We start from the raw sequence: 17,271 nt of genomic DNA, 5'->3' as shown, positions 1-17,271 counted from the left end.
ATCTCAAATAAGAAGAGGAGTACATCCAATTGGAAAAGATATGGAGTAAAACAAAGATTGGCAACATGGAATTGCCTCATCGACTAGCGATGGCACCTATGACACGCAGTCGAGCACAAGAAGATGGTACACCTGGAGAGTTGGCGGCACTTTATTATGCTCAGCGTGCAACGATGGGACTTCTGATTACGGAAGGAACACAACCTTCCGACGATGGAAAGGGTTACTTATGGTCACCGGGCATTTATACCGACAAGCATATTGATGGATGGAAAAAGGTAACGGATGCGGTGCATGAAGCTGGCGGATATGTTTACATCCAATTAATGCATGCTGGTCGCATGTCACATCCGGACAATACCCCGCATCATCGCCAACCGGTTGCTCCATCTGCAATCGCACCGGGTGTAGAAATGTTTACGGCTACAGGGATGCAGGATATCCCCGTTCCCCGGGAATTGGGTCAGGAGGATATTAAAACGACCATCGCCGATTTCCGAAAAGCAGTAGCCGCAGCGATCGAAGCAGGGGCAGATGGCGTTGAAATTCATGGAGCCAACGGATACTTGATCAATCAATTTTTAGGAGAAAATTCGAATACACGCACAGATGAGTATGGCGGATCTATAGAAAATCGTGCTCGCTTTGCGATGGAAGTAACCAAAGCCATCGTGGAGGAAATAGGGCCAGAACGAACAGGCTTCCGTATCTCACCAGGGACACCGCTGGGTGGAATTCAAGATGGCGAACAAGGCCCTGAACTCTATCGCTATCTTGTAAAAGAATTGGCTCAATTGGATTTGGCTTACCTTCATGTTATGCATCTTGGAGATGAGAACCTACTTCAAGACATTCGTTCGATCTGGCAAAATCCATTGTTGGTCAATCGGGCTGGAAGAAAGTTGGATGATCTTAGTGTAGATCTAGATGGTGGTCTCGCTGATCTGGTACCGGTTGGTGTATGGTCCTTAGCCAATCCAGATTTGGTGGAACGACTTCAACAAGGTGCGCCACTGAACGAAGCAGATCCGACAACATTCTTTGGATTGGGAAGTAAGGGCTACACGGATTACCCTACGATGGAATAATTAAAGTCGCAAGAGGGGCAACACTAGCACAAGCTGTAACGTGGCGTACAACTGAATTGTGCGCCATGTTCTCACATAAATTGAACTAATCATTTACACATTAACGGAGAGGACAGAAAGAACCTGAAAAAGCGAAGCGTTCGCCTTTATCACCGGATTTTCCCTTTAGAAAGGGGATCAAAAAAATCTGGGGATAACAGCGATTGGAAGGTTGTTCTGTCATCGTAGTGTCAGTGTAAATAATCTTGAGTTCAACTTTTATAGTCTATAAGCAAAGGAAGAGGGTAAATGATGAGAGCAGCTCAAATACAGAAATACTCCAAAAAAATCCAAGTGGAAATCAATAATATTGAGATACCTCAGATTCATAGCCGTGAGGTCCTTGTCAAAGTAAAAGCTGCGGGTGTAAATCCACTGGATATCTTGAATATGAATGGCAGTGTTCGGATGATTGCCGACTATACGTTACCTTTAACTTTAGGGAATGAATTATCGGGTGTCATTGAAGCCGTTGGTGATGATGTTTGGAATTTTAAAGTAGGTGATAAGGTTTATACCAGGTTGCCTCTGAATAAAATTGGTGCTTTTGCTGAATATGCAACTGTACATGAGGATGCCTTATCCATTATGCCTGGAAATCTATCTTTTATCGAAGCTGCGGCGGTACCCCTTACTGCCCTGACCGCGTATCAAGCATTGCATGATGTACTCCGAGCTGAACCGAATAAAAAGCTGTTTATTCCTGGCGGAACGGGTGGATTCGGGGCAATGGCCATCCCGATTGCCAAGTCTATGGGATTAACGGTTATTACAAGTGGCAGTGAGAGGGGCAGAGCGCGTAGTTTATCCATTGGAGCAGATCAATTCATTAATTATAAGACTGAGCGTTATGCTGACATTCTGTCTGATATCGATTATGTAATTGACACTTTGGGCGCGGATGAGATCAAAGCTGAACTGAGCATTTTGAAACCACAGGGGAAATTAGTCTCTTTGAAGGCAGGACCCAATTATCGCTTTGCAGTGGACAGTCAATTCCCGTTGTGGAAAAGAGCATTGTTTGGTCTCGTAGGTGCACGCTTGGATTCCATGGCACGTAAGACTCAAGCTGAATACCGTTTTTTATTTGTACATTCCAGTGGGATTCAGTTGCAAGAAATCACAGCTCTTGTAGAAAAAGAAGACATTAAGCCTTCGATCGATTCTACGTATACGTTTGATGACATTGAAAAGGCATTGATCAAAGTATCAACGGGTCACTCGCAGGGCAAAGTCATTGTTACCTTTTAAAGGCTCGTTAAGATCATACTCATGTTATTCAATGTTCGTTTTCTGAACAGGAGGGAAGCCAATGGCGAGAAGCAAAGAGTTCGAAGAGTCTGTTGTACTGGATAAAGCGATGAGACTTTTTTGGGAACAAGGCTATGAGAAGACGTCTATGACAGAGCTGGTCAATCATATGGGAATTCATCGTAAAAGCTTGTATGACACATTTGGCGATAAACATACCTTGTACCTGAAGACAGTAGATCTATATGATCACCAGATGAGCTCCGCCCTTGCAACAGGTGTAGAGCATTCTCAAACGGCAACGAAAGCACTTCAGTTTATATTTTCTTCTTTGATTCATGGAGAAGAATCTCCAGCATCAGGCTGCTTCATTGTTAATTCAACGGTCGAATTGGCGGCACGTGATGACGATATGAACAATCGATCGATAGAGATGTTTGCCAATACGGAGAAACTAATCAAGGACATTATGGTGTGGGGACAGCAGGAAGGTGAATTCACAACCGAGTACAACGCCGAGGTATTGGCGGAATATCTGCATAACGTAAGCATTGGGTTAAGGGGAATGGCCAAGACTTCGATGACCAAAGAAAAACTTCTTCGTATAGCGATGCTATCCATGGATCTCATACGGAGGTAGTCTATTTTTTTTACTATTATAGAACGTTCGTTCAAATATTGCTGTTCGCAGATGAAACACATTTTATAGAAAAGAGAGGCAGGCAACAACATGAGAAAGACAGTTCTAATCACAGGGGTCTCGGGTGGGATTGGTAAAGAGTTAGCAGATCGGTTTGCCAAAGGTGGACATCATATTGTGCTGGTAGCACGAAGTGAGGGTAAAATACAGGATCTAGCTCAGGAGTATCGGAAAAAGTATGGCATTCAGGCGACGGTTATTGCCAAAGATGTAGCGGCACCGGGGGTACCACAGGAGATTTATCATGAGCTGAAGGAAAAGGGCATTGTTGTTGACTATCTTGTCAACAATGCAGGTTTCGGTCTGTTCGGGACGTTTATGGAAACGGATATGGAACAAGAAGTTAATATGATTGACGTGAATATCAAGGCTTTAACCGTCATGACCAAGCTATTCTTGCCGGATATGATCCAACGTAGGCAAGGCGGAGTGATGAATGTGGCTTCATTGGTAGGTTTTTTCCCTGGACCGATGATGTCGGTATATTATGCGACGAAAGCGTATGTGCTATCGTTCACTGAAGCTTTGGAAAATGAAGTAAACGGTACTGGTGTTACGGTGACAGCACTGTGTCCAGGTCTGACATCTACCGGGTTTGTGGATCGTTCGGGTATGGGTGTCTCGAAGATGTTGCAGGGCCCGATCATGGAAGCAGGACAGGTAGCGGAAGAAGGATATCGAGGCTTCTTACGTGGCAAGACGTTAATTATGCCTGGTGTTCGAAACCGATTCATCGCGTTTATGCCGCGGTTGTTGCCGCGTAAGATGATGACTCGCATGATTAGATCCTCCCAGGACAAGACAGGACATTAAACATTTATAGAGTGTGCCCTTCATCTTGTCTTTTACGACAAACATACACAAAAACAGGAGGAAAGTTGAAAGGCACAAATTGAATTTTCTCCATCTCAAATAACTCAGCTAATTGTTTCCTCATATGAAGTGAGTACTGGTACAAGACTAATGTGCCTCCAGGTCGGAGCGCTGTATGGATCTGTGACAGGATGTTTTGTCTCATTTCTCTGGAAAAATTAAAAAAGGGCAGTCCGCAAATGATACTATCCAACTGTTGCACATGTTCTTGATTGATTCTTTTCAACAGATAGGATGCATTCGAATGGAACATGAATTCAGGATATGTTCTCTTCAGATTACTTCTCATTTTGGGGTCTCTTTCAAATAAAAACACGGTTGCCGAGTTCGGTAAATGTGCTCTCATGAGACGTGTGACAGCACCTGTTCCTGGCCCCAGCTCAGCAATGGTTCTAACCTCATCCCATCGTACAGACTGGACGATTTTATGGGCTAGAAATTTGGAACTGGGCAGGACACTGCCTACTCGTTTGGGATTCCTCAGAAATCCTTGCAGGAAAAGAAAGGGTTCGGGTGTTTTCATCGTGGTGTCCTCCATTATCAATGCTATTGATGTTTCACTGGATGTTAGAAGGCAAGCTTAGTTGGAATATAAATACGTTACGCGTATGTTCTAGTGTTAGAGTCCCCTGATGTAACTCCGCAATGTTTCTCGCAATAGAAAGACCCAGACCAGATCCTGATTGAATACCTTCGCTATTCCTCGAATAATCCACCTTATAAAAGCGATCAAACAGTCTGTTCTTTTGTTCTATCGTTAGGGGCATGCCTTTATTCTCTACTTCAATGGTAACGTGATTATGCCGCACACTCATTCGAACATGAATCGTACCCGGTTTAAAGGAATACTTCAGTGCATTCATGAGAAGATTGTCGATGGCTCGTGCAATCTTATCACTATCCAGGGAGACCATAATCGGAGCATCACCCAGTTTTTTCTCAATACGAACCTTATTCTCCTGAGCTAGAGGCTCGAATTCAAACAACAATTGATCCAATAGCTGACATAGATCAACCTTTTTCAAATCCAATTGGGTATCTATTGAGGTTAGACGTGTGTATTCAAATAAATCATCGAGTAACTTCTTCAAATGCGTTGCTTTGTTATAGGTGTTCTGAATGAAGCGGTCATACTCTGCTTTGTCTTGAAAGGATTCTGTTCTAAGAAGCTCAATATACCCGATTATGCTGGTAAGTGGTGTGCGCAGGTCATGTGAGATACCCGTAATCATGTCCATCTTGGATTTCTCTAACTCACGCTCTTTGAAGATCTGCAGCTGCAATTGTTCAGTCATGTGATTGATGTTAGAAGCGACGCGTCCAAGTTCATCTTGTCGATTGACGGGTACACGGTAGTCCAGATTGCCCTCCGAAATGAATTGAAGCCCTTGCTCTAATGTAATGAGATCTCTCACAATTTTTCGTGTGGAAAACAAAAAAATTAAAGTGAAAATTACGATGAAGATTGGTGTTAGAACATAAGGGAAAATGTAGAGAAGCGAAGGCCAATTAAATCTTTCACTAATTTTTGCGGCAGCTATGATCAACATATTATTTACACCCACAGAGCCAACAAACGAAATCAATAAACTGATCAACATTTGATATAGGATGTTAATCTGTATCTTTTTTTTAAAATGTGGTAATCGTTTAATCAATTTTATAGCCCACTCCCCATACCGTTTTAATATACTGAGGTTCCCGTGGATTCATTTCCAATTTCTCACGCAGGTTACGAATATGAACCATCACTGTATTATCCGAATACCCGTAAGGTTCCTTCCATACGGTTTCGTAAATTTTCTCGGAGCTAAATACTTGTCCAGGATGGCTGGCAAGCAGCACTAGAATGGAAAACTCCAGTGGTGTAAGCGAAATGTCATTATCTTTGAGCTTCACGGAATGTTTACTTGTATCAATGACAAGGTCCTTGATCAAAATAAGTGAATTGGATTCTGGTTTCCCGATCAGTGTTTGACGTCGTAACTGAGCTTTAACGCGAGCCAGTAATTCTAACGGGTTAAACGGTTTGACCATGTAATCGTCGGCCCCGGTAGTCAGGCCTGTAATTTTATCAATGTCTTCTTCCTTGGCGGATAACATAATAATGGGAGTGGTCGATACTTCTCTTATTTTAAAGCAGGCTTTGATGCCGTCCATAATGGGCATCATGACATCCAATATGACGAGTTGGACCGATGTTGTATTGATAATAGTTAGCGCTTCTTCACCATTGGCTGCTTCAATGACCTGATATCCTTCGTTACGTAAATAGACATGAATGACATCACGGATATCGGGTTCATCATCAACAACAAGAATGGTACTCATGATTCAACACTCCTTAAAAATTAGGATAACTTCAGTGTAAACGATAGCCCAGGATGTTTAAATTGTTTCCTTTTTGCGACAGACATAAACGAACGCAGGAGGGACATTCAAAGGCACGAATTCTAATTTTTCGATAATAAAGTATTCGGATAATGTTTTTTTCATTTGAAGTGAATATTGAAAGGCGATGAATAACCCTCCAGGTTTAAGTGCTTTATGAATCTGATCCACCAACGTATTTCTTAATTCAGGCTCAAAGTTGAAGAAGGGTAACCCGCTAAAAATGTAATCCAGTTGCAGAACACCCTCTTGATTCATAGATTCTACCAATCGAGCGGCGTCTGGATAACAGGAGAACTCCGGGTATGCCGTCTTAAGAGTATTCCTCATCGTTTCGTTCATCTCAAACAATAGGACTTTGGTGGAATCCTGTACTTGTTGATGAATATAGCGAGTGATAGGACCTGTACCCGATCCAAGCTCGGCGACTGCTTTTGCCTCTAACCAAGAGGCTTGCTTCACCATTTTGCTGGCGAGAAACCGGGAACTGGGTATGATACTGCCGACATGTTTAGGGCTTTGCAGAAAACTTTTCAAAAATAGTACAGGTTCATTGGAATTCATAGGGGTTCCTCCATAATGTGATGGTATGTTATCAGACCCAGTTAGAAATGGAATAATTGAAGCGTAGATAGGATGGGACCACCGAAGTAGATTCCCGCTGTAAAATACGTTAAGGTCCATAACAAAGCACTGGAATAGGAGATAAGAGCAAATTTTCTATACTGCACCCCGCTCAGTCCAATGACCAAAGGGAGAACATATCGCACGATTGGAATGAACAAACCGATGCACATCGCCCAATTGCCACTCTTATTCAAAATCAGTTCTGCTTTAACGAAGTGTTTATGATGTTGAAATCTGTGTTTTATCTTGGGTCCAAATAACTTCCCTGCAAAATAAGCAAAGGTAATGGCCGTTAATAGCCCTGATAAAATACAGAAGTATGTGATCCATGAATTGATAACTCCTGTGTGACTCAAAATGGCACCGCTGATAATCGTGATTTCATTTGGAATTGGAATCCCGAAAGGTCCTAATGAGAAGGCAAAATAAAAAATCAGATAACCATACTGATGAAGTAGCTCTAAGATCGTATTGCTGATCATTGTTTTGCCTCCTCTCTTGTTGATATAGCAATCTTAATGAAAAAAACTAAGGAATTAATGAGCATAAATCTGAAGAAAATCTAAAGAATACATAAGCAAAGTCAAACAACTGCGTTAAAGAGAAAAAGCCTTGCCAACTTAATGGCAAGACTTGAACAGGTGGAACTATTCAGGAGCGGTGATCAAGTTATGAATTTCTGAATATCAAATAAAGTTTGTCTCAAAAAGGAACGTATAAGCGAGCACAGATTCAATTACCAATATCTTTATCTGTACGGAAAGATGAGCATCAAAGAAGAGCCGAGACGTCATAATGACGACTCAGCTCTTTTTTGATGTCCCAGGGGATCAGACTTCTATGAAATCAGTTTATTGTAGGAAGTAGAACCATCTGAATTTGGTACCAGCAACCAAAAACAAAACAATCCATCCCCACAAAAACAACAAACGTAGAGGTCGTGGAATCAGTAAATATTCTGAGTACAATTTGCTGAAAAGTTTCATTACTGTAGTGACCACCCCTGCTAAGTTACTCTCTATATCCGCTTTCGAAAGAAAAAGAGACGATAAGATAACCAAGATCCCAATAAGTCTATATACCGTGGCGTAGGCCTCAAGGTGGGTTCTGGCGATTACAAATCCGATGATCGAAATAGATAATAGCAAAAGACCAAAGGGGATCTTATAACTCAGATGCAAAACCTCCAATTATATCAAAATTAGGTATATTATATCATGATAAACACCATAGGTCTTTTTTGTATCAGATTCAGCCATGCCTACTCATTCAATAAATAAATCGAACGCTATGATGCTGGCATGCCAATATATAGTGTAAGGAGGAGGGGGATGGATAATGAGTGAGCAAGATGAGTACATAGAACTTGTAACGTTAATACGGGCGGGGCATGAAGAAGCATATGGAGAATTATATGAGAAAACAGTGACGAGGATATATCAAACTGTACGATTTCTCATCAAGGACAAGTCTGACGCGGAGGATGTGGTACAGGAGATTTACATTCAGGCGTATCGGTCATTAGAGCGATATGATGCGGAGCGTGCTTTTCGTCCCTGGTTGATGGGGGTGACGATGCGACAGGTTCAGAGTTATCGACGCAAAAGGTTGATGCAGTTTCGGTTTAGCAAGCGGATCGAAAAATCTGTAGTTGGTATGGAATATGATTTTTCCACTGATTTGATCAACAAACTGGCCAATCGTCTTCTGCTGGAACAGGTGCGCCGTTTACCGTACAAGCTGCAGCAGGTGGTCACACTTCATTATTTGAATGAATATACGCAAGAGGAGATTGCTGACATATTGGCGATTCCGCTCGGAACCGTAAAATCGCGCATACATGCGGCGCTGGCGAAGTTGAGACAAAAAGAGAAGATGAATCCAAGATTGCGGGGAAAGGTGGAGGATCTGCATGAAACTCGATGAACAGTTGCGAACAGCCTACCAGGAAGAGACCCAAGACTGGTCCGTTCCTGCGAGAATTAAACATAAAATGATGGATGGTATTCGAAATGATTCACACATCAGAAGAAATCGAAAAAAATGGCTGGTCACGGGGATCTTGGCTGCTGTACTCATTATTCCCACCGGAGCCTACGCAGGGTACACCTATCTCGCAGACGGAATATATGGTTCACAGGAGAATATCGCTGCTATGGGGGGAACAGCTGAGGATTATATGAGGTTGGAAGCAAAGCTGCAGACGGCCAAGGCCCATTTCAGTGAAGAAGAATTTGTTCAATATATGGACTTGCTGAAGCAATTAGGGCAAATGGCCGTGAAGTATCCCGATTCTCAGGGCAATATGCATCCAGAGCAGTGGAATACAGTGGAGCAGGAACGATATAACCTTCTTGTAGCTGAGCTGGAACCGTTTTTTGAGAAGCTAGAAGCTGTGGGTGGAGGATCCTCCACCCAACTGATGGACGAGGAGCAATTTTGGAAGGAACAGTTGGAACAGGCAGAGAAAACATTTACCAAGGAACAATATCGTGAGTTCAAGTCTGTCTACGAACAAATGAAAAAATACAAAGTTATGGTGATGGACAAGGATGGAAGTATCCATGAGGAACGCTTGTCAGCGGAACAGAAGGATGATTTAAGGCAGCTAGAGAGACGCCTAATTCCCTATTTGAAACGGTTGGGGCTTGATGTGCGGTGAATCGGGTGAACTGTGAAAGAGGAGCAGAAGCGGAGAAGTGAATTCTTTCGCTTCTTTCTTGTTGTTGTGATCCATTACTTCCTCCCCTGCACCTTCAGCCGATATTGATGTGGTGTAGAGCCTGTGGTAGTACGGAATACTTTGCAAAAGTAGGAGGGGCTGGTCATACCGACACGGTGACCGATTTCGGGAACGGAAAGGGAGGACCGAGTGAGCAGCACACAGGCATGACGAATCCGGGTAGCTTGAGCATAAGCAACGATGGTGGTGCCAGTCGCTTTTTTAAATACATGAGATAGATGATAGGGGGACAGATGAAGAGTATCTGCGATATGCTCCAAACGAAAAGGTTCATGGTAATGCTGCTCAATCCATTGCATGATGGCTTCAGCATGAGGGTGAAGAACGTTTGCACTGGACGAGAGTACATCTTGGGAGCGGTGTTGCTGCCCGTCCTGCCACAGATAGCGAAGTTGTGCGAGCAGTTCCAATAAAAAGAGGCGTGTATCCTCCTCTATTTCATGAGGAAGCAGACCTGGATACGTATCTGCATATTGTTCCATTCGTTGAACGAGTGGGGATGTGGCAGCAAGTCGGATGGGCTGAATGGGGGATTGCTCTTCCAGCAGATCCTGTATGAAGTGGTGAGTAACGATAAATTGGGGCCAATGTGCCTTCAGTAGATCAAGTTCAACCATGAGTACATTTCGAATGAAAGGCTGCTGTCTGGAAACTTGAATCTGGATGTGGTGCAATTGAAAAGGACGAAAAATCATGAGCATACCGGGTTCAAGGGAGAAAACCTGACCTTCCGTTATCAACTGCCCATATCCTTCGTGGATATAGGTTATCTCCATCTGGGAATGAGCATGAAACACTTCGCGAAACGTAGTGTTGGATGTACGACGACAGGCCAGATTAAATTGTTCTCCCAGGATGATGGACATTATGAATACCTCCCTTATCATGCTCAAGATAGTTATATTTTACCACAAGATGAACGCATAAAAGCGCTTTATTATTGTGTATTGTGAAGGGAATAAGGGAGGTTGTAACGATGTTAAGAGTGGCGATTATCGGAGCAGGTGCAATTAGTGGAGCGCATATCTCAGCATATTTGGCGTTCCCTGAGCGATGTCAGATTGTTGCTGTGGTCGATATTTACGTGGAAAAAGCACAGAAGCGAATTAATGAATATGGTCTGGAAGGTGCACAAGCTGTCACGGATTACACAGATTTACTCGCCCTAAACATTGATCTGGTATCAGTCTGTACGCCGCCGTATACGCATGCTCCCATTGCGTGTGATTTCATGCAAGCAGGTGCACATGTGTTGGTTGAAAAACCGATGGCATCTTCCCTGGAGGAAGCGGATCTGATGTTGAGAGCAGCGCAAGCAAGTGGCAAGTTGTTATCCGTAGTAGCACAGAATCGTTTTACGACACCAATGATGAAGTTAAAAGGTGTGCTGGACAGTAAACGGATGGGACCGATTGTACATGTGCAGGTTGATTCGTTCTGGTGGCGGGGCCACAATTATTATGATCTGTGGTGGCGCGGGACATGGGAAAAAGAAGGCGGAGGCTGTACCCTTAATCATGCGGTGCATCATATTGATGCCATGCTCTGGATGATGGGACCTCCAGTGGAATTACAGGCGATGATGGCAAATACGGCACATGATAATGCCGAAGTTGAGGATATATCCATGGCGATGCTTCGCTTCCAGGAAGGGGCGCTTGGCATGATTACCAGTTCCGTCGTACATCACGGAGAGGAGCAGCAGTTAATTTTTCAGGGCAAAAAAGCCCGGGTATCTGCACCTTGGAAAGTGGTTGCTTCTACCGCGCGGAATAACGGATTTCCGGAACCGAATCGAGAGTTGGAACACCAGATTCAGAAGCTCGCTCACGAATTACCTGATGTTACTCATGTCGGTCACGCTGGGCAAGTTGAGAATGTGTTAAATGCTATTGAGACAGGATCACCCCTTTTGGTGGATGGCCAAAGTGGTCGGAATACGCTTGAACTGATTGTGGGTATCTATAAGTCGGCAAGTACGGGAGAGAAGGTTGTTTTTCCACTAGGGGCGGAAGACGCGTTTTACACAAGAGAAGGAATTATGCAACATGCCGTACACTTTTATGAAAAAAAGACGACGGTGGACAACTTCGAGGATTCGAGTATTACACTCGGGAGGAAGTTGGATTTTTAATGCAAATTTCTAGTATTTTTTAGACTATTTAATCATTTTTTTTGTGATAAGAGCAATATGAAAAACTATAGAACAAGTGGGTGAAATATCCAAGAAAACGCTGTTAGATCAATTGATCTGGCAGTTTTTTTGGTTGGAAACATACTTGGAAATTTTCTTGTTTTTCATTACCTCTCAATTTAATTGGAAATGAAAAAGGGAATTTCGGATCTGAACTAAACAATGTCTAGGACTGTTGTGAAAATAAAGGACTATATTCTTAGGTACAATTGGTCATAAATAACAAAAATATGTTGTAAAATTGCTGAAATGGGTCTATTATTTAATCTACTGTTACTTATTTATCCAAATGCTAGGTACTAAGAACCAAATTAGATAAGAATTTGATTATATTTAAAATGGGAAAAATGAATGAAAAATTGGAATTGTAAAATTCATGAAATTACATAATTTTCAAGAAAGTGGGTTAAAAGAACTGCATGGGGGATTTTGGGAAGTTAACAATCGGTTCTATGTTGTCTATTAATATTGTTTTATTTATCATTGGATTTTTAATGTACAGGAAATGGCGAAACCCAACATACTTAAAGTTTTTGGGAGCTTTTTCTTTAATGTTATTCGCAAATGCGGGTATGGCTCTGATGCCTCATAAGCTCATGTCTGCATATATGTTTTTCATATCACTCTATGCAGCTGGAATGATAATTGCTCAAATCGGGATATTTCGACTTTACTACAACAAACGAACAGACAAACTTTATGTACATTTAGGCGGAACTGGGGTTACTTTGATTACTGCCGCAATGTCTTTGTTCTTACCCGTACAAATGAGTTCCTTTTTAGTGTTTCTCTCTGTAGTAGGTGTGACATTGTACACACTCATCAAGATTTTTCCGGATGTCGGGCTAAATCCACAGTATTTTATGGTAACGATCCTTTTTGCAATGCAGCTATTGTTGCATCTCTCGGGCGCATTTACAGGTTATGAACTATTGGCAGAACTTAGTTTGATTTTGAGTGTTTTTGTTAGCTTCATAGTGTTCACGATGATTTTTGAAAAAATTATTGGGGTTATGCAAGCAGCGACATACACATCAACACGGGATGAAGTAACAGGTTTGTTCACGCAAAAACATTTTATTCATCAAGCTAATCAAGCTTTATCCAAAGGGAAGACAGTAGGGGTATTATACATAGAAATTCAGAATCCAACCCACATTTCGGAGGAAGAGTCCTTTAAGAGAGCGGGAAGAGCCGTGGGCAGGGCTTTGGAAGGTAGTGGATTTGCTGGACGTTACCAAAGTGATGTCATTGTAGCTCTTATAACAAGTTCTAATTTACCATTAGCAGAGCTGGCTAACTCCATAAGGATGAAAATTGATGTTGAAGCCTCAAGTACTGTACTGATTGGGTATATTGACACTAAGCCTGAATTTACACTGGATGATCATATCCGTGAGGCGAAAGAAGGCGCTATTCGAACGAAGCAAAGTGGGCTTAATAGAATCTTTGATCTAGACCAAAGTAAAATTTTAGCGGATTAATGGAGGCAAACATAGTGAATGCGGTTATCATTTCCAGTAAAGCTTCTACGCTAGTACATGAAGCCATAGGGAATACAGATGTTAGTTTTGAAAAAGTAGGTCGCTTTGAGAGTGGTCAGTTTATCGAATTTTGCGAAGCTGTAGCTAGAATTAACATCAATGCATTTATAACTGATTTAGACTGCACCGATTCAAATACTTTTCTACGTGGAATTAGTCAATATCGAACAGTGCGTTCAAATACTCGAATTATTGTCATTGCTCTTGATCGTTATGAGGATGACGGAGTCGTTCATGAATTGGCAGACATGGGGATCAACGTTGTTACAACCTCGCCAGGAACGAAGCCAAAGTCCATTATTCCAGCACTGCGCAATTTATTGCCAAGTCAAGGTGAGGTAACTGGGAATGGACAAGAGGATTGGGAATCCAATGATTCTGATCTTGAAAAGATAAAGGATCGCATTTATCGCTATACAGCGAAATTAACCTCTGCTGGCAGTTTTGACTCATCAGATGTCATGGATTTGGAACTTCCAGATGTGCCGATTCAAGAAAGAATCATTCTTAAAGATCGGATCATCGGAACCATTTTAGTTGCAGTTATGGGTGTTGAATCCAAAGTCGGATCAACTCATCAGAGTATATTAATTGCAAATTATTTAAAACGTAAAGGTTACTCTGTAGGTCTAGTGGAGGCCAATAGTTCAAGTGACTTTACAAGTATTGAGAACGCGTATGAAGGAACACAGGATTTCAAAAGCAATAACATCCACTTCTCTATAGAGGGCGTGGAGTATTACAAGAATAATAACAAATTGGATATTAACCATCTGATTACAGCAGGACATGACTACTTGATTTTGGATATCGGGAGCTTTGAAGAAAGTGACTGGAGTAAAGAGTTCTACAGAGCGAGTGTAAATATTGTGCTCGGTGCAGGTAGCGAGTGGCGACAAGGAAAGATTAGAAGATTTAGAGATTTACATAAAAAAATGGATCAGTCTAATTGGGTTTATTGTGTACCATTTGTTGAAAATCTCAGTATCCAAGATATTCGAAAAGATCTTCCAGGGAATCTTGTTTATCGAATTCCACCACATGCTGATCCCTATAAACACCAAGGAGATACAGACTCGGTATTAAACAAGTTGATGAAGAGCTACATGGGGGACTCTAAGAAGATATCTTCAAAAGCATTATTGTATGGTGTCCTTGGACTGTGCATCGTTATTATTATTGTTTTGATTATATTATTGGTCGTGAATAATTAAGATTAATCATGTTGGATTGAGAGGAGTTCGTTATGTCTAAGATTCGTTTTAGGCAGAAGCAGTTGCTTCTGTCCGCTTCCATTGGGGGGGCGATCATTTTATTTGTTTGTGTTATCGCTGGCTATTTTATTATTGACTATATTCAAGGAAGATATGTTGAGCGAACACTTCAGATTGAGCAACAACTTCAAGATGCACAGAAGAAGTTGAATGAAGATAAGATGAAAGTGATCGTACTGAATGATGATCATAAGGCCGGAGATTTAATTACAGAAGATGACGTGAGTTCTCTAGTTGTACCGGTTAGTACGGTACCCCAAAATACAGTAGAGCAAGCAGAGATTGTAGGGAAAAGGATTAAGATTGATCTTCAGAAAAACTCTATTATCACCACACCAATGTTGTTTGAAGATGGAATAACACCCAAAGACCTTAGAAACCAAGAGTTTAGTCTAGTACAGCTTCCTTTAAAGTTGAAAAAAGATGAATTTGTAGATGTTCGGATTCGTTTTGCAACAGGTCAGGATTACATAGTACTTTCTAAGAAAAAAGTAGAAGATTTAAATAATGGGACGATATGGTACAAAATGACTGAAAAAGAAATTTTGACGATGTCAAGTGCTATTGTAGATGCTTACATCAATGATGCCTCTATCTATGCATTAAGTTATGTTGATCCTTACATGCAAGATGGTGCAATCATCAACTATCCATCTAATCCTAAAGTATTGGATCTCATTGAATCTAATCCTAATATTGTTGGATTGGCAACAACGGCTCTCGAACGACAAGTAAGAGCAAAATTAGAACAAGATATTCAGTCCATGAGTGATGAAGACAGACAAAAGTATATCAGTGGACGTAATACGACGGAGATGAACTCAAGGGAGTACATTACTGAGACAGAAGGACAAGGAAACACACCAACATCTCAGCAAGATAATTCTCTGATGAATGAAAACTCAACTGATATGAACCAGCAAAGTAATACTGGGAATACACCAAATGCAACTTCAGACTCAGGTAGTCTTTTCAATGATAGCAATACACGTGAACCTGCACAGTAAATAAGGAGACCAAGATGAAACAAATACTTGTTATGGGCCACTATGATAAAACGGATTTTATGATGTACCTTGGTAAATTGTTGTCAATGGATCATCGGGTTCTGATTGTAGACGCAACGCAAAATAAGGATTATGAGTTCGTATTCCCTAAAATTGATCATTCTCTCACGATGAACACTCATGATCAATTTGATGTTATGGAAGATGTCCATTCATATGAGGACCTGATGCATAATCTGGAAGAACAGAAATATGATTTTGTACTCATAGATTGTAATGACGAGGCTTCGTTGGTTGATTGGCCAGAAGTGGATTTTGTTTATGTTGTGACTTCCTATGAGAATCCTGTTATTCAGAAAAACGTTAACCTTATTCGCGCGTACTTCCAGGGAGAAAAGTTATCCTCTGTTAACCTTCCGGTAACGAAAATTATTTATGAGGTTAGTAATCATCTGGACGAAAAATATATGGATAGTTTGCTGGATGAACTACCTTTATTGTGGAAAGAGAGTCTTGTTTATTATCCTGATGAACGTGATCAGACACTGAAGATTATTAATCAATATAAAAATACAGTCATGGTCAAACGTATGTCCAGTTCATACAAACTAGTCATTAAACAGGCGGTAGAGTTCATCCTTGGGTTGGAAACGTCAAAAGTTAACGCATTATGGAAGCGGGCCGAAAGGAGTAATTAACATGGGTAAAATTGCATTATGGGGTATGCAGCATGGATTAGGCGTAACCAGTGCAACCGCTGCTTTGGCTGCATTTATCGGGTTGGAGTATGATGTGAGAACTTTAGTATCTCAGCCGCAGCGGACGGACGGGGATATGGAGCGGTTTTTCAATAAAACAATTAATCAATATAATCGGCAATTTTTTGCCATTGGTGGATTGGGGCTCGACTCATTAGAGCGTGTTGCGAAGAGCAGTAAGCTTGAACGCAATAGTGTTAAAAATTATACACTAATGGTAGAGCGGAATCGTTTGGACCTTCTTTGGGGAAGTGAACGTCTTAATCGACCACAACAGGGTTCGATCGAAGCTGTGAATATGGTATTTCGTATGGCGGCAGAATACTATGGCATTTCACTTTTGGATGCTAGAAGTGGGCAGGATAACGAGGTCTCTAACAGCCTGATCAGGGATGCAGATTTGGTGGTTATCTGTGTGAATCAAAATATAAGTGTACTAGAAAAATATTTTGACAATCAAAGGAAGCATTGGCCAGAGGTACTTGAAGAAAAGCCACATCTGCTTCTTATGACGCAGTATGATCCTATGTCAAAATATAAGATCAAAAATATAGCCAACAAGTACAAGCTCAAAGCTCCTATATTGACAATTCCCTATAATACAAGCTTCAAAGATCATTTAAATGATGGTGACATTAAAGGTTTCTTTGCTAGAAATCGATTTGTCGGCAGCAGTCATGAAAATCATTACTTCATACAGGAAGTTGGCCGTGCTGCAAAAACAATACTGCATGAGATTGGTATTAACACCAAACTGAAGCGAATTGAAAGAGGGAATTAAG

18 protein-coding genes are annotated in these 17,271 nt (G+C 41.4%); 12 read left to right on the top strand and 6 right to left on the bottom strand.

All coding sequences use genetic code 11. The features are described 5' to 3' along the window. Positions 1-29: 29 nt before the first annotated feature. From MKY92_RS25105 to MKY92_RS25090, 4 genes are all read left to right on the top strand, one after another. Positions 30-1,088, top strand: a complete 1,059-nt coding sequence (locus tag MKY92_RS25105) for an alkene reductase (RefSeq protein WP_339298037.1) — start codon at positions 30-32, stop codon at positions 1,086-1,088. A 291-nt stretch (positions 1,089-1,379) separates the two neighbouring features. Next, positions 1,380-2,378, top strand: a complete 999-nt coding sequence (locus MKY92_RS25100) for an NADP-dependent oxidoreductase (protein WP_339301907.1) — start codon at positions 1,380-1,382, stop codon at positions 2,376-2,378. 61 nt (positions 2,379-2,439) lie between these two features. Beyond that, positions 2,440-3,018, top strand: coding sequence for a TetR/AcrR family transcriptional regulator (locus tag MKY92_RS25095; RefSeq protein ID WP_339298036.1), 579 nt, complete (start codon positions 2,440-2,442; stop codon positions 3,016-3,018). A gap of 90 nt (positions 3,019-3,108) precedes the next feature. Next, positions 3,109-3,891 (top strand): SDR family oxidoreductase, encoded by a 783-nt coding sequence (locus MKY92_RS25090; RefSeq protein WP_339298035.1) that lies wholly within the window; start codon positions 3,109-3,111, stop codon positions 3,889-3,891. 4 nt (positions 3,892-3,895) lie between these two features. Here MKY92_RS25090 and MKY92_RS25085 read toward each other — a convergent pair whose 3' ends face one another. From MKY92_RS25085 to MKY92_RS25065, 5 genes are read right to left on the bottom strand one after another with little or no spacing between them, the layout of a single operon-like run. Beyond that, complete coding sequence (locus MKY92_RS25085; protein WP_339298034.1) at positions 3,896-4,474, bottom strand: methyltransferase domain-containing protein; 579 nt, start codon at positions 4,472-4,474, stop codon at positions 3,896-3,898. Between the two features lie 34 nt (positions 4,475-4,508). Next, complete coding sequence (locus tag MKY92_RS25080) at positions 4,509-5,552, bottom strand: HAMP domain-containing sensor histidine kinase (RefSeq protein ID WP_339298033.1); 1,044 nt, start codon at positions 5,550-5,552, stop codon at positions 4,509-4,511. Between the two features lie 49 nt (positions 5,553-5,601). Beyond that, positions 5,602-6,282 (bottom strand): response regulator transcription factor, encoded by a 681-nt coding sequence (locus tag MKY92_RS25075; protein ID WP_339298032.1) that lies wholly within the window; start codon positions 6,280-6,282, stop codon positions 5,602-5,604. Between the two features lie 57 nt (positions 6,283-6,339). After that, the gene (locus tag MKY92_RS25070; RefSeq protein ID WP_339298031.1) at positions 6,340-6,906 is read right to left on the bottom strand and encodes a methyltransferase domain-containing protein; all 567 of its coding nucleotides are present in this window, start codon (positions 6,904-6,906) and stop codon (positions 6,340-6,342) included. Between the two features lie 41 nt (positions 6,907-6,947). After that, entirely contained in the window at positions 6,948-7,451 is a 504-nt protein-coding gene (locus MKY92_RS25065; protein WP_339298030.1) for a DedA family protein, read from the bottom strand. A gap of 856 nt (positions 7,452-8,307) precedes the next feature. Between MKY92_RS25065 and MKY92_RS25060 the strand changes: the two genes are divergently transcribed. Continuing rightward, on the top strand, positions 8,308-8,895 hold the full coding sequence (locus MKY92_RS25060) for a sigma-70 family RNA polymerase sigma factor (RefSeq protein WP_339298029.1): 588 nt from the start codon (positions 8,308-8,310) through the stop codon (positions 8,893-8,895). Beyond that, complete coding sequence (locus MKY92_RS25055; RefSeq protein ID WP_339298028.1) at positions 8,882-9,631, top strand: DUF3600 domain-containing protein; 750 nt, start codon at positions 8,882-8,884, stop codon at positions 9,629-9,631. Before MKY92_RS25060 ends, MKY92_RS25055 begins: the two co-directional genes overlap by 14 nt. 74 nt (positions 9,632-9,705) lie before the next feature. Here MKY92_RS25055 and MKY92_RS25050 read toward each other — a convergent pair whose 3' ends face one another. Next, entirely contained in the window at positions 9,706-10,578 is an 873-nt protein-coding gene (locus MKY92_RS25050) for an AraC family transcriptional regulator (RefSeq protein WP_339298027.1), read from the bottom strand. 110 nt (positions 10,579-10,688) lie between these two features. Here MKY92_RS25050 and MKY92_RS25045 point away from each other — a divergent pair, with 110 nt between their 5' ends. From MKY92_RS25045 to MKY92_RS25020, 6 genes are all read left to right on the top strand, one after another. Continuing rightward, positions 10,689-11,846, top strand: coding sequence for a Gfo/Idh/MocA family oxidoreductase (locus tag MKY92_RS25045; RefSeq protein ID WP_339298026.1), 1,158 nt, complete (start codon positions 10,689-10,691; stop codon positions 11,844-11,846). 479 nt (positions 11,847-12,325) lie between these two features. Next, positions 12,326-13,390 carry a hypothetical protein gene (locus MKY92_RS25040; protein WP_339298025.1) on the top strand — a complete coding sequence of 355 codons (1,065 nt, stop codon included), beginning with the start codon at positions 12,326-12,328 and terminating at the stop codon, positions 13,388-13,390. A 14-nt stretch (positions 13,391-13,404) separates the two neighbouring features. After that, positions 13,405-14,664: a hypothetical protein gene (locus MKY92_RS25035; protein ID WP_339298024.1), complete on the top strand. Its 1,260-nt coding sequence runs from the start codon at positions 13,405-13,407 to the stop codon at positions 14,662-14,664. Between the two features lie 32 nt (positions 14,665-14,696). Beyond that, positions 14,697-15,731 (top strand): SAF domain-containing protein, encoded by a 1,035-nt coding sequence (locus tag MKY92_RS25030; protein WP_339298023.1) that lies wholly within the window; start codon positions 14,697-14,699, stop codon positions 15,729-15,731. A 14-nt stretch (positions 15,732-15,745) separates the two neighbouring features. Continuing rightward, positions 15,746-16,429 (top strand): hypothetical protein, encoded by a 684-nt coding sequence (locus tag MKY92_RS25025; protein ID WP_339298022.1) that lies wholly within the window; start codon positions 15,746-15,748, stop codon positions 16,427-16,429. Position 16,430: 1 nt separating this feature from the next. Further along, positions 16,431-17,270 (top strand): hypothetical protein, encoded by an 840-nt coding sequence (locus tag MKY92_RS25020; RefSeq protein ID WP_017692338.1) that lies wholly within the window; start codon positions 16,431-16,433, stop codon positions 17,268-17,270. Position 17,271 lies beyond the last annotated feature (1 nt).

The sequence above is a fragment of the Paenibacillus sp. FSL R5-0623 genome, from assembly GCF_037974265.1.
Taxonomy (GTDB): Bacteria; Bacillota; Bacilli; order Paenibacillales; family Paenibacillaceae; genus Paenibacillus.
The sequence above is the reverse complement of the archived record's forward strand: the minus strand, read 5'-3'. Positions and strand labels throughout refer to the sequence as shown.

Bases quoted from the DNA above. Each gene is read 5' to 3' on its own strand.
- MKY92_RS25030 (WP_339298023.1), top strand. From the start codon at position 14,697: ATGTCTAAGATTCGTTTTAGGCAGAAGCAGTTGCTTCTGTCCGCTTCC.
- MKY92_RS25055 (WP_339298028.1), top strand. From the start codon at position 8,882: ATGAAACTCGATGAACAGTTGCGAACAGCCTACCAGGAAGAGACCCAA.
- MKY92_RS25060 (WP_339298029.1), top strand. From the start codon at position 8,308: ATGAGTGAGCAAGATGAGTACATAGAACTTGTAACGTTAATACGGGCG.
- MKY92_RS25090 (WP_339298035.1), top strand. From the start codon at position 3,109: ATGAGAAAGACAGTTCTAATCACAGGGGTCTCGGGTGGGATTGGTAAA.
- MKY92_RS25025 (WP_339298022.1), top strand. From the start codon at position 15,746: ATGAAACAAATACTTGTTATGGGCCACTATGATAAAACGGATTTTATG.
- MKY92_RS25075 (WP_339298032.1), bottom strand. From the start codon at position 6,282: ATGAGTACCATTCTTGTTGTTGATGATGAACCCGATATCCGTGATGTC.
- MKY92_RS25070 (WP_339298031.1), bottom strand. From the start codon at position 6,906: ATGAATTCCAATGAACCTGTACTATTTTTGAAAAGTTTTCTGCAAAGC.
- MKY92_RS25020 (WP_017692338.1), top strand. From the start codon at position 16,431: ATGGGTAAAATTGCATTATGGGGTATGCAGCATGGATTAGGCGTAACC.
- MKY92_RS25065 (WP_339298030.1), bottom strand. From the start codon at position 7,451: ATGATCAGCAATACGATCTTAGAGCTACTTCATCAGTATGGTTATCTG.
- MKY92_RS25085 (WP_339298034.1), bottom strand. From the start codon at position 4,474: ATGAAAACACCCGAACCCTTTCTTTTCCTGCAAGGATTTCTGAGGAAT.
- MKY92_RS25040 (WP_339298025.1), top strand. From the start codon at position 12,326: ATGGGGGATTTTGGGAAGTTAACAATCGGTTCTATGTTGTCTATTAAT.
- MKY92_RS25100 (WP_339301907.1), top strand. From the start codon at position 1,380: ATGAGAGCAGCTCAAATACAGAAATACTCCAAAAAAATCCAAGTGGAA.
- MKY92_RS25095 (WP_339298036.1), top strand. From the start codon at position 2,440: ATGGCGAGAAGCAAAGAGTTCGAAGAGTCTGTTGTACTGGATAAAGCG.
- MKY92_RS25045 (WP_339298026.1), top strand. From the start codon at position 10,689: ATGTTAAGAGTGGCGATTATCGGAGCAGGTGCAATTAGTGGAGCGCAT.
- MKY92_RS25050 (WP_339298027.1), bottom strand. From the start codon at position 10,578: ATGTCCATCATCCTGGGAGAACAATTTAATCTGGCCTGTCGTCGTACA.
- MKY92_RS25080 (WP_339298033.1), bottom strand. From the start codon at position 5,552: ATGTTGATCAGTTTATTGATTTCGTTTGTTGGCTCTGTGGGTGTAAAT.